This window comes from Kitasatospora sp. NPDC034023, assembly GCF_055575795.1.
In genome coordinates this window covers 70628-82284 of the sequence record NZ_JBVIRY010000006.1, presented here as the reverse complement: position 1 = coordinate 82284, position 11657 = coordinate 70628, and the positions used below count along the sequence as shown (strand labels likewise).

The following is an 11657-nucleotide window of genomic DNA, read 5'->3' as shown; positions in this document are numbered from 1 at the left end:
GTCCCCGGGGGGGGTGTAGCCAGGTACACCCCCAGAACTGAACCCCTGACCATGGGAACCCACCGGTCGCGGGTGATGGAATGTGATCATGAACGTCACGGACTTTGCCGTCGAACTCCGATCGGTTCGCCGGACCTACCGGCGCGGGCCCGAGCCGGTCGTCGGCCTGGACGAGGTGAGTGTCGGGTTCCCCTTCGGCACCTTCACCGCCGTCATGGGCCCCTCCGGTTCCGGCAAGTCGACCCTGCTGCGCTCGGCCGCCGGGCTGGAGCCGGTCGACGGCGGCGAGGTGCGGGTCGACGGCACCGTCCTGGGCGGACTTCGGGACAAGCAGCTGACGGTGCTGCGCCGGGAGCGGATCGGCTTCGTCTTCCAGTCCTTCAACCTGATGCCCGCCCTGACCGCGGCGCAGAACGTGGCGCTCCCGGCCCGGCTGGCGGGCCGGCGCCCCGCGCCGTCCGAGGTGACCGCCGCGCTGGCCGAGGTCGGCCTCGCCGACCGGGCCGGGCACCGGCCGGGCGAGCTCTCCGGCGGCCAGCAGCAGCGCGTCGCCATCGCCCGGGCACTGCTCACCCGCCCGGCGGTGCTGCTGGCGGACGAGCCGACCGGCGCGCTGGACAGCCGCAGCGGCCGCGAGGTCCTCGCCCTGCTGCGCGGCGCGGCCGACGACCCCGGCCGGGCGGTGGTCATGGTCACCCACGACCCGGTCGCCGCCTCGTACGCGGACCGGGTGCTGTTCCTCCGGGACGGCCGGCTGGCCGGCACGCTGGAGCGGCCCACGGCCGAGCAGATCGCCGCCCGGATGACCACGCTGGAGACGGCGCTGGAGGCCGTGGCGTGCTGAGCCTCGCCCTCGCCACCGTCCGGCTCCGCTGGGCCTCGTTCGTCGGCAGCTTCGTCGCCCTGGCCTGCGGTGTCGCCCTGATGGCCACGTCGATCCTGGTCATCGCCGCCACCTCCGGCGTCCCCGACCAGGGCCGCCGGCGCTTCTCCGACGCCCCGGTGCTGGTGACCGCCGACCTGAGCGTCGACTACGCCGCCGCCGGCGGCGAGACCGTGCCGACCCCGGTCGCCGTCCAGCCGGGCCTGTCGGCCGGGCTGATCGCCGCCGTGGCCGGGACCGGGCGCACCGTCGAGGACCGCACCTTCTACGCCCAGCTCGCGGACGGGCCGCGCGCGGCGACCGGCCCGAGCGACCAGGTCGGACGGGCCTGGTCCGGCGCGGAGCTGGGCGGCTACCGGCTGGCCGCCGGTTCGGCGCCGTCCGCCGACGACGAGGTCGTCATCGGCGGGGGCCGCCCGGACCAGGTCGGTCAGCGCGTCCGGTTCGTCACCGCCGACGGCCCGCACACCGCGACGGTCTCCGGCGTGACGGAGGCCGAGCCGTTCGAGCAGGCCGTCTTCTTCACCGACGCGCAGGCCGCCCGGTTCTGCCCCGCCGTCGGCGTCCTGGCCGCCTTCGGCGACGCCGACGCGGTGCGCCGGGCGGTGGCCGCCGCCGGCGGCGAGAGCGTCGCCCGGGTGCTCACCGGCGCCGAGCGCCGCCAGGCTGACCCGCACTACGCCGAGGTCAGCAGCCGCTTGGAGGGCGTGCAGACCCCGCTCGGCCTCTCCGCCGCGGTCTCCGGCGGCACCGCCGTGTTCGTGGTGGCCGGCACCTTCGCGCTGTCGATCGCCCAGCGGCGCCGCGAGCTCGCGCTGCTGCGGCTGATCGGCGCCACCCGCCGCCAGCTGCGCACCCTGGTCAACCGGGAGGCCCTGGTGGTCGGCGTGCTGGCCTCCGCGGCCGGGTGCGCGCTCGGCGCGGCCGCGGCGGCGCCGGCCGGCCGCTGGCTGGTCGAGCGCGACCTGGTGCCGGCCGGTTTCACCGTGCCGGTCTCCTGGTGGGGGCTGCTCGTCGCGGCCCTGATCGGCCTGCTGACCGCGATCGGCGGTGTGCTGATCTCCTCGCTGAAGGCCGGTCTGATCAGCCCGGGCGAGGCGCTGGCGGAGGCGGACGTCGACCGGCCCTCGCGCGCCGCGCTGGCGTTCCGCTGGGGCGGCGGCCTGCTGGTGCTCGGCGGCGCCGTCGCGGCCGTCGCGATCACGGCCCGGAGCTGGCCCGACGCCGCGGCGAACGTCGCGGACTCGCTCGGCCTGCTGCTGGCGGTCGTGGCCGGCTGCGTGCTGCTGGCGGGGGTGCTGGCCGGGCCGGTGATCCGGCTGCTGACGGTGCTGCCCGGCCTCCCGGCCCGGCTGCGCGGGCGCCCCGTCGAGGAGGCAGGCGGCATCGCCTGGTCCACCGCCCGGCTGGGCGCGCTGACCGCCTTCCGGCGCACCGCCGCGACCGTCACCCCGGTGGTGCTGATCATCGCCTTCGCGGGCTGCCTGCTCGGCAGCGTGCGGACCATCGACCGCTCGCTGGTCACCGAGGTCCGCAACCAGCTGTCCGCCACCGACTACGTCGTCACGCCGGCCGGCACGCCCGGGCTGAACCGGGCCGTGGTGGACCGCGTCCGCGCCGTCCCCGGCGTGCAGGCCCTGGCGATCACCCCGACCTCGGTGATGGCGGACCGGGACGGCGAGTCCCTGGTCGCGTTCCGGGCCGCCGAGGCGGACCCGGCCGCGCTGGCAGCGGTCGACCGGCTGCCGGTCGTCGCGGGCTCGGTCGCCGATCTGGGCCCCGACTCGATCGTGCTCAGCCGCACCTGGCCCGGCTCGCCCCGGGTCGGACAGCGGGTCCCGGTCCGGCTGGCCGACGGCACCCCCAGGACCCTGCGGGTCGCCGCCGTCCTCGGCACCGGCGCCGAGACCACCCAGGCCTGGGTGACCGGGGCCAACGCCGTCACCACCGGCGTCGGCGGCCCGACCCTGCCGAGCCAGTTGCACCTGCGGCTGCTGCCCGGCGCCGACCCGCAGCAGACCGTCGCCGCCCTGCGGACCGCCGTCGACGGGCTGGGCGCCCGGCTCGCCACCCCGGAGGAGATCGGGGCGGCGAACGCCGACGGCGACGAGAAGGCCACCTGGAACGCCCTGCTGATGATCCTCGGCCTGGCGATCTGCTACGCGGCCGTCGCGCTGGCCAACTCGCTGGTGATGACGGTCACCGACCGCAAGCGGGAGCTGTCCCTGCTGCGCCTGGCGGGCGCCACCAAGGCCCAGGTGCTGCGCGCCGTCGCCGTCGAGACGCTGATCTGCGTGGCGGCGGGCACCGTGCTCGGCGCGCTCGGCACGGCCGTCAGCGTCGGCGGCTCCTGGGCCGCCCTGACCAACCTGGTCGGCCCGACCCCTGCGGTCGTGCCCTGGGAGGCGCTGGGCACGCTCGCCGGCTGCTGCGCGGCCATCGCCCTCACGGCGGCGGTGCTCCCGGCCGCGCTGGCGCTGCGGGGGCGGGACGGCCGGGACATCCTGAGCGGGGCCGGCGGGGCGGGCTGAGGCCTCGGGTCGCATCAGGGGGCATCCGGGGGCACCGTGGGCGGCTTCGGGGGCATCGGGGGTGGCTTCGGGCGCCTGCGGGAGGTGCTGTTCAGCTGATCACTCATGTCATTCAGTCACTCAAGTCCGATGACCGTACAACCCCTCCCGGCGGGGCAACCGCCCGTGGCGCCGCCGGGAGGAGGCCGGGCCCGCGGTTAGCGTGTCCGCATGGGCGCTGAGCAACTCGATCTGGCCGGGCTGCGCCGGGTGTACGGACGGGCCGGCAGCCGGTGGTTCTACACCCGGGTGGCACGCAACGCCCGGCACTGGGGGTGGACGGAGCCGGGGCAGTCGAAGTGGCGGCTGTGGCGGGCACAACGGCAGCTCGAGGACGTGCTGGGACGCAAGCTGGCACTGCGGGCGGGGGCCCGGGTGCTGGACGCCGGGTGCGGGGCGGGCGTGGTGGCGCGGGCGATGGCGGCGCGGTTCGGGCTGACGGTGACCGGCGTCGACGTCCTGGACTTCCACCTCGCGGAGGCCCGCCGGCTCAGCACCCGCGCCGCGCTGGACGGACGGACCGCCTTCTCCTGGGGCGACTACCACCGACTCCCGTTCGGCGACGACGAGTTCGACGGCGCGTACTCGATGGAGACGCTCGTCCACTCCTACGATCCGCCCCGGGCCCTGGCCGAGTTCCACCGGGTGCTGCGCCCGGGCGGCCGGCTGGTCCTGCTCGGCCCGATGAGCACCGTCCCGCTGGACGAACTGGAGCCGCACGCACGGGCGTTGCTCGAACCGTACCTGGACGCGATGGCGATGACCGGCGCGAGGCTCTACCACGCCCGCAACCTGCCGCGGCTGCTCACCGAGGCCGGTTTCGAGGTCGAGGAGGCGCTGGACGCGACGCCGTACTACACGCCCACCTCGGAGGCGGTGTACGCGTACTTCCGGCTGCCGTGGGAGGTCCTGCGACGCTTCGGCGATCCGGCGAAGTGGCTCAACCTCCGTTCCACGGTGGAGATGTACGCCGTCCGCGAGTACGTCGCCTGGTACGTTCACACCGCCGTCAAGCCCTCGAGGTGACCTCCGTCATGGACGAACGCCGCGCGCCGCTGCCGTACCCGAGCGGCTGGTTCTGTGTCGGCCGGGTCCGGGACCTGCCGCCCGGGCGGGTGCGGACGGCCCGGCTGATGGGCGAGGACGTGGTGCTGTACCGGACCCGTCGGGGCGCGGTGCGTGCGGTGGGGCCGCACTGTCCGCACCTGGGCGCGCACTTCGGGGCGGGCGGGACGGTCCGGGGCGAGGAACTGGTCTGCCCGTTCCACGGTTTCGCCTTCGGCCCGGACGGCTCGTGCACCGGAGCGCCGGACGGCACCCGGTTCCGGGCGTCGCTGACGACGCGTCGGCTCTGCGAGCGGGACGGCGCGTTGTTCGTCTGGCGGGGGGCGGACGGCGAGGCTCCCGGGTGGGAGCTGCCGCCGGCGGTCGGGGTGCGGCCGCTCGCCTGGTGGAGCGGGGAGGTGCTGTCCCACCCGCAGGAGGTGATGGAGAACAGCGTCGACTTCCGGCACGTGAGCGTGCTGCACGGCCTGGACACCCGGGAGACCGCCCCGCCGGAGGTGGACGGCCCGCTGTTCACCGTCCACCAGCGCACCACGACCCGTTTCCCGGGGCTGGGCGCGGTCCGTCTGGAGCAGCCGGTGACGCTGGCCGGGCTCGGGATGATGCGCCTGGTGGCCGACCTGCCGGAACTGCGCAGCACGTTGCGGGTCTGGTTGCTGGCGACGCCGGTCGCGCCGTGGCGGACCAGGATCCGGTTCGCGGTGAGCAGCACGGTGCCGGTGCCGGGGGTCGGGTCGGCGAGGGCCCTCGACCGGGCGGCGTCCTGGCTGGCGCTGCAGGCTTCGGTGCGGATCATCAAGCAGGACCGGCCGGTGCTGGCCCACAAGCGCTACCTGGAGCAGCCGCGGCTCGTCCCCGGGGAGCGCTCGCTCGGGCTGTTCCGACGCTGGGCCCGGCAGTTCTACCCGGAGGCGTATCCCGTGGGCTGACCCCCGCCGCCGGGCGCGGCCAGGGTCTCCCACACCGGGTCGGGCAGTCCGGGCACGGACCGCCCCTCGGCCTGCCACCGCCGGGCCAGCTCGGCATAGATGGGCGCCTCCGGATCGGGTTCCCCGGGTGGCTCCAGCCCATGCAGGATCGTTTCTTCGACCGGCCGCCGACGCGGTACCGGCATCACCCCGAATCCACTCACACCGGCCCAACGCACCCCACCCGCGCCGGGACACGGTCGCGTCAACCCGGAGGCCCGCACATCAACCCCTCGCGGGGCCCGGCCCGGGGTTGATGTGCAGGAAGTCGGCCCGGTCGACTTCCTGCACATGTCCCGCGCCTACCGCCGCCGGCCCGCCGCCAGCAGCTCGGGCACGGTGGCGAGCTTCACCCGGGGCCGCCCCTCGGCCTCGCCCCGCTCCCGCTCGGCCCGGTCCACCGCCCGCAGTTCCCTCAGCCCGACGGCGTCCGGCCGCCGACGCCGCACCAGCCGGTCGAAGTCCTTGCGCCCCGCCCCCGGTACGGGCAGCGCGCGGGCGGCCACGTCGTCCAGCAGCGCGTCCACGGTCTCGCGCGCGCAGGCCCGGTTGGCGCCGATCCCGCCGGACGGCCCGCGCTTGGCCCACCCCACGACGTACGTCCCCGGCAGCGGCTGCCCGGTCGCCGGGTCGACGACCCGGCCGCCCCGGTGCGCGACCGTCCCCGTCTGCTCGTCGAACGGCAGCCCCGGCACCGGCACACCGCGGTGCCCGATGGAGCGCACGACCAGCCCGGCCCGCAGCACCTCGTTCTCCCCGGTGGCCTCGGCCCGCTCCCCGTCCACCAGCGTGGTCCGCTCGACGGTCAGGGCCTCGACCCGCCCGTCCCCGGACAGCTCGACCGGCGCCGACAGGAACCGCAGCACGATCCGCCGCCCCGCGGCCGGGCCCGGCTCGGCGGCCCCGTCGCACGGGACCAGCGGCAGCCCGGCGAGCAGCGCGGCCTGCGAGTCCGGCGCGGTCCGCGAGTCCGGTGCGGTCTGCGGATCCGCCACCGCCGCCTCGATCGCCGCCCGCACCTCCGGGTGGTCCTCGACCACCACCTCGACGCCCGGCAGCTGCCGCAGCGCCAGGAACTCCGCCCTCGTCCAGGCCGCCTGCTCGGGACCGCGCCGGGCGAGCAGCACGACCTCCCGCACCCGGCTGCGGCGCAGCGCGGCGAGGGCGTGGTCGGCGATGTCGGTGGCGGCGAGCCGGTCGGGGTCGGTGAGCAGGATGCGGGCGATGTCCACGGCCACGTTGCCGTTGCCGACCACGACCACCCGCTCCGCCGACAGTTCCACGGCGTCGGCCGGCACGGTCGGATCGGCGTTGTACCAGCCGACGAACGCGGTCGCGGGCAGGCTGCCGGGCAGGTCCTCGCCGGGGATGCCGAGCCGGCGGTCGGCGGCCGCGCCGACCGCGTACACCACCGCGTGGTGGTGCGCGGCGAGTTCCCGGTGGGTGACGTCGGTGCCGATGTCCACGTTGAGGTGCATCCGCAGCCGCGGGTCGCGGAAGACGCTCGCGAAGCTCTCCGCGATCCGCTTGGTGGACTGGTGGTCGGGCGCGACGCCGTGCCGCAGCAGACCGCCGGTGACCGGCAGCCGGTCGATCATGGTGATCTCGGCGCTGGTGCTGCGCAGCAGTTCCTGCGCGGTGTACCCGGCGGACGGCCCGGTGCCGACCACGGCGATGCGCAGCGCGCCGAGTTCGCCCGGCAGGCTGCGCGGGAAGCTGGGCCGGCCCCAGGCGTGGTCGCTGGGGTGGTCGCGGAACCAGTCGCGGTTGAGGTCGCCGAACACGGTGTCCGGACCGCGCAGCCGGTCGACCGGGAACACCGCGTCCACCGGGCAGGCGTCGGCGCAGGCGCCGCAGTCGATGCACGCCTGCGGGTCGATGTAGAGCATGTCGGTGGTGCCGAACTCCGGCTCGTCCGGGGTCGGGTGGATGCAGTTGACCGGGCAGACGGACACGCACGAGGCGTCGTTGCAGCAGGTCTGGGTGATCGCGTAGGCCATGGCCGGAGTGGGGTCCTCGCTGTGTGCGATGGGCGGAAGTGACCTGAAGTGCCTGACGGCCCGTCAGAGCATGTGCACGCGGCGGTAGATGGCCGCCGATCGACTGGTGAGCAGCCCGGCCTCGGCGAGGAAGGCCATCAGGTGCCGGGAGCTGGTGCGCATCATCGCCTTGCGGTGCTCGTTGGCCCGCGCCTCGGCGATCGCCCGCGGCACGTCGAGCCCGGCGGCCTTGTACACGCCCGGGTGGACCATGCTGGTGACGATGACGTACGCGCCCACGGCGATGCCGGTGGCCGAGGCGCGCCGCCGGGCCGGGCTCGCGTGGCGCATCCGCTCGCGGACCTCCTGCCGGGCGAACTTCATGTGCCGCGACTCCTCGACCACGTGGATCCGGGAGGTGCCGCGGACGATCTCCAGCACGTTCTCGCCGCGCATCCAGTCGCGCTGCATGACGTCGAGCACCTCTTCGGCCACCAGGATGCCGCCGTAGGCGAGTTCCCCCTTGGCGAGCGACTTGAACGCGCGGCCGGCCTGGGCGATCAGCTTGTTCGGCCGGTAGGCGGGAACGCCCATCTTCTCGCAGGCCCGGGCGAACATGATCGAGTGGCGGCACTCGTCGGCGATCTCGGTGAGCGCGAACTGGAACGCGGCGCCGGCGGGGTTCTTGAGGTACTGGTCGCGCAGCACCATCTGCTGGAGGATCATCTCGAACCAGATGCCCGTGTTCATGATCGAGCAGACCTCGTGCCGGGTCAGGGTGACCCGCTGCCGCTCGGTCATCTCGTCCCACAGCCGGGTGCCGTAGAGCGTGCTCCACTCGGGGTTGAGGCCGTAGTGCTCCTCGGGGAGCGGGGCGTCCCAGTCGATCTCGGTCGAGGGGTCGAAGGAGAGGGTGGCGGCCGACTCCAGCAGCCGCTTCGAGACGTCGTCGGCGGCGGCGGTGTGGCCGCGCTCCGTCTGCCGGGTGAGAGCCATGGCTGCCTCCAGGTGCCTGCGCCGCGGGTTCCCGCTGACCCGCTTATTAGACGGACAGTACAATAAGAGCCCACTGCCGAGAACCCCCTGTGCGGCGGTGAACTGGTGCACGGTCGGCGGCGGACGCGCGAAGGGCGGGGCCCGCCGAGGCCCCGCCCTTCACTCCGCTCCCGTCGGCCCCTGTTCGGCCCGCCGACCCTTGTTCGGCCCGCCGGCTACGCCGCGCCGCCCAGCGCCTTCCGCAGCGCCTCGGCCGCCTCGGCCGTCGCCTCCCGGAAACGGTGACCGACGCCGAGGTAGCTGGCGTAGCCGTGGATGAGGTCCGGCTGCCGGCTCAACCGCACCGCCACTCCCGCCTCCTGCAACGCCCGCGCGTACGCCTCGCCCTCGTCGCGCAGCGGGTCGAAGCCCGCGGTGCCGACGTACGCGGGCGGCAGGCCGGACAGGTCCCCGGCGAGCAGCGGCGACAGGCGCCGGTCGGTGCGGTCGGCGTGGTCGGGCGCATACCGGTCGGCGAACCAGTCCATGTCGGCGCTGGTCAGGAAGAACCCGTCGGCGAACAGCTCGCGCGACGGGCGGCGGACCGAGGCGTCCGCCGCCGGGTACAGCAGCAGCTGGAACACCGGCGCGGGACCACCCCGCCGCACGGCCTCCTGGGTCGCGACGGCGGCCAGGTTGCCGCCCGCGCTGTCCCCGCCGATCGCGATCCGCTCCGGGTCCGCGCCGAGGTCGGCCGCCTTGGCGTGCGCGTAGTCGAACGCGGCCAGCGCGTCCTCGGCCGCCGCCGGGAACACGTGCTCGGGCGCCAGCCGGTACTCCACCGACAGCACCCGCACCTGCGCCCGCTGCGCCAGGAACCGGGCGACGTGGTCGTGACTGGCCCGGCTGCCGACCACCCAGCCCCCGCCGTGCAGGTACACCAGCAGGCCGGAACCCTCCGCCAGACCGTCCGGCGTGTACAGCGTCGCCGCCAACTCCCCCTGCTCCTGCGGGATCCCGACGGCCCGCGCGGCCACCGAACGCAGCGTCGGCCCGCCCACCAGGTGCCGCGCGTACTCCATCGCGGCCCGCGACGGCCCGACCCCGCCCGGCATCACCAGGGCCGCCTTCGACAGCCGCTGCAGCGTGAGGATCAACTGCGCGTCCAGCGCGAGCGTCTGCCCGTCCCGCACCACCGGCTTGCCGGCGATCGCCCGCCGCAGCCCCTCCGGCAGGGCGTACGCGCCCCGGACGACGGCGGCCTGGATCCGGACGGGGAGTGGGATCGTCATCTCTTCTGCCTCCTGGGGACGGTTCTGCCCGAACGGGAGCCCATGATGGGGCCGCCCCGGCAGCGTGGGAAGCCCCCTCGACGCCCCCTCGACGCCCCCTGAACCCACCCTCGACCCGCCGGGCCGGCCTGGCCGGCTGGCCCCCGCCTCAGCCCACGCCCCCTCCACCGGCCTCGAGCCGCTGGGCCCGGGCCGCCAGGTGGCGGCGTTCCGGGGCGCTGGAGGTCCGGGCGGCGGCTTCGCGGTAGGTACGGGCGGCGGCGGCCGGGTCGGTGCCGAGGCGCTCGAGGAGGTGGGCGCGGGCGGCGAGGAGGCGGTGGTGGCGGGCGAGGCGCTTGTCGGCGGCGAGCCCGTCGAGGAGGGCGAGCCCGGCCGCCGGGCCGTGCACCATCGCCACCGCGACGGCCCGGTTGAGGGCGACCATCGGGTTGGCGTCGAAGCACAGCAGCAGGTCGTACAGCGCCAGGATCTGCGGCCAGTCGGTGTCCTCGGCGGTCGCCGCCTCGCTGTGCACCGCGGCGATCGCCGCCTGCACCTGGTACGGCCCGGGCTGCCCGCCCGGGAGCGCGGCGGCGATCAACTCCAGCCCTTCGCCGAGCAGTTCGCGGTCCCAGCAGCCACGGTCCTGTTCGTCCAGCGGCACCAGCCCGCCGTACGGACCGGTGCGGGCGGGCCGGCGGGCGTCGGTGAGGAGCATCAGGGCGAGCAGTCCCGCCGTCTCGGCGTCGCCCGGGGTGAGGCGCAGCAGCAGCCGGGTCAGCCGGATCGCCTCGGCGGCGAGCCGCGGCACGGTCAACTCCTCGCCGCCGCTGGCCGTGTAGCCCTCGTTGAAGATCAGGTACAGCACGTGCCGGACCTCGCCGAGCCGCGCGGCCCCGCTCTCGCCGTCGGGCAGCGCCAGCCGTCCGCCCGCCGCTTTCAGGGCCTGCTTGGCCCGGCTGATCCGCTGCGCCATGGTCGCCTCGGGCACCAGGAACGCGGCGGCGATCTGCGCGGTGGTCAGGCCGCCGACGGCACGCAGGGTCAGCGCGATCCGGCTCGGCACGGACAGTGCCGGATGGCAGCAGAGGAACAGCAGCGCGAGCGAGTCGTCGGCCGCCGGGTCGGGCGCGTCGGCGGCGGGGGCGAGCAGCGCCGCCTGCGGGGTGGCCGGCGCCAGTGACTCCTCCCGGCGGCGGCGTGCCGACTCGCTGCGCACCTGGTCGATCAGCCGACGGTCGGCGACGGTCACCAGCCAGCCGCGCGGGTTCGCCGGCATCCCGTCCGCCGGCCATTGCAGCGCGGCGGCCAGCAGCGCCTCCTGCACCGCGTCCTCGCACGCGTCGAACGCCCCGCCGTGCCGCCGCACCAGCACGCCGAGGACCTGCGGCGCCAGTTCGCGCAGCAGGCCCTCGACGGAGACGTTGCCGATGCTCACTCACTCACCGGGAGGTCGCCCACCGGGAGGTCGCCCACCGGGAGGTCGTTCACCGGCGACTCGTGCAGGATCGGCCACAGCTCCACCGGCTCCACGTCCGCGAACGGCATGTCGGCGGCGATCCGCTGGGCGCGCTCCAGGCTCTCGCAGTCCAGGAGGTAGAAGCTGGCCAGGTACTCCTTGGTCTCCAGGTACGGCCCGTCGGTGACCACCGGCACCCCCTCCGCCCGCCGCACCAGCTGCGCGGCGGCCGCGTCCGCCAGCCCGTACGCGCCGACCAGTTCGCCGCTCTCGCGGTACCTGGCGTTGAACGCCTCCTGCTTGGCGATCGCCTCCGGCCAGGCCTCGGCCGGGAAGGCGTCCCACTTGGCCTGGTTGCCGTAGATCATCGCGAGGTACTTCATCTCGGGTGTCCCCTCCGGTCCCACGCGCCCCTCCGGCGCGCTGTCACCTCTCGGTCGGAGCGGCGGGGCGGGCCCTCGACATCGGTCGAGAAATTTCTCCGAAG

9 protein-coding genes are annotated in these 11657 nt (G+C 75.4%); 4 read left to right on the top strand and 5 right to left on the bottom strand.

The window, feature by feature from the left end:
- Positions 1-88 precede the first annotated feature (88 nt).
- From ACZ52R_RS11450 to ACZ52R_RS11435, 4 genes are all read left to right on the top strand, one after another.
- Positions 89-844 carry an ABC transporter ATP-binding protein gene (locus ACZ52R_RS11450; RefSeq protein ID WP_465623046.1) on the top strand — a complete coding sequence of 252 codons (756 nt, stop codon included), beginning with the start codon at positions 89-91 and terminating at the stop codon, positions 842-844.
- A complete protein-coding gene (locus ACZ52R_RS11445) occupies positions 838-3414 on the top strand; it encodes an FtsX-like permease family protein (RefSeq protein ID WP_465753369.1) in 2577 nt (858 codons plus the stop codon). The genes ACZ52R_RS11450 and ACZ52R_RS11445 overlap by 7 nt, the downstream gene beginning before the upstream one ends.
- Positions 3415-3624: 210 nt before the next feature.
- The gene (locus ACZ52R_RS11440; protein WP_465753368.1) at positions 3625-4479 is read left to right on the top strand and encodes a methyltransferase domain-containing protein; all 855 of its coding nucleotides are present in this window, start codon (positions 3625-3627) and stop codon (positions 4477-4479) included.
- 8 nt (positions 4480-4487) lie between these two features.
- Positions 4488-5447 carry an aromatic ring-hydroxylating oxygenase subunit alpha gene (locus tag ACZ52R_RS11435; protein WP_465623041.1) on the top strand — a complete coding sequence of 320 codons (960 nt, stop codon included), beginning with the start codon at positions 4488-4490 and terminating at the stop codon, positions 5445-5447.
- Positions 5448-5788: 341 nt separating this feature from the next.
- Here the strand turns inward: ACZ52R_RS11435 and ACZ52R_RS11430 are convergent, their stop codons facing one another.
- From ACZ52R_RS11430 to ACZ52R_RS11410, 5 genes are all read right to left on the bottom strand, one after another.
- Positions 5789-7486: an FAD-dependent oxidoreductase gene (locus ACZ52R_RS11430; RefSeq protein WP_465753367.1), complete on the bottom strand. Its 1698-nt coding sequence runs from the start codon at positions 7484-7486 to the stop codon at positions 5789-5791.
- Positions 7487-7549: 63 nt separating this feature from the next.
- Positions 7550-8461: an AurF N-oxygenase family protein gene (locus ACZ52R_RS11425; protein WP_465753366.1), complete on the bottom strand. Its 912-nt coding sequence runs from the start codon at positions 8459-8461 to the stop codon at positions 7550-7552.
- A 215-nt stretch (positions 8462-8676) separates the two neighbouring features.
- Positions 8677-9732 (bottom strand): alpha/beta hydrolase, encoded by a 1056-nt coding sequence (locus ACZ52R_RS11420; protein ID WP_465753365.1) that lies wholly within the window; start codon positions 9730-9732, stop codon positions 8677-8679.
- Between the two features lie 148 nt (positions 9733-9880).
- Complete coding sequence (locus ACZ52R_RS11415) at positions 9881-11149, bottom strand: RNA polymerase sigma factor (protein WP_465753364.1); 1269 nt, start codon at positions 11147-11149, stop codon at positions 9881-9883.
- Positions 11146-11553: a YciI family protein gene (locus ACZ52R_RS11410; RefSeq protein WP_465662568.1), complete on the bottom strand. Its 408-nt coding sequence runs from the start codon at positions 11551-11553 to the stop codon at positions 11146-11148. Before ACZ52R_RS11410 ends, ACZ52R_RS11415 begins: the two co-directional genes overlap by 4 nt.
- Positions 11554-11657: the final 104 nt, after the last annotated feature.

Excerpts from the sequence above, each read along its gene's own strand:
- ACZ52R_RS11450 (WP_465623046.1), top strand. The coding sequence starts at position 89 with ATGAACGTCACGGACTTTGCCGTCGAACTCCGATCGGTTCGCCGGACC.
- ACZ52R_RS11440 (WP_465753368.1), top strand. The coding sequence starts at position 3,625 with ATGGGCGCTGAGCAACTCGATCTGGCCGGGCTGCGCCGGGTGTACGGA.
- ACZ52R_RS11435 (WP_465623041.1), top strand. The coding sequence starts at position 4,488 with ATGGACGAACGCCGCGCGCCGCTGCCGTACCCGAGCGGCTGGTTCTGT.
- ACZ52R_RS11430 (WP_465753367.1), bottom strand. The coding sequence starts at position 7,486 with ATGGCCTACGCGATCACCCAGACCTGCTGCAACGACGCCTCGTGCGTG.
- ACZ52R_RS11425 (WP_465753366.1), bottom strand. The coding sequence starts at position 8,461 with ATGGCTCTCACCCGGCAGACGGAGCGCGGCCACACCGCCGCCGCCGAC.
- ACZ52R_RS11420 (WP_465753365.1), bottom strand. The coding sequence starts at position 9,732 with ATGACGATCCCACTCCCCGTCCGGATCCAGGCCGCCGTCGTCCGGGGC.
- ACZ52R_RS11410 (WP_465662568.1), bottom strand. The coding sequence starts at position 11,553 with ATGAAGTACCTCGCGATGATCTACGGCAACCAGGCCAAGTGGGACGCC.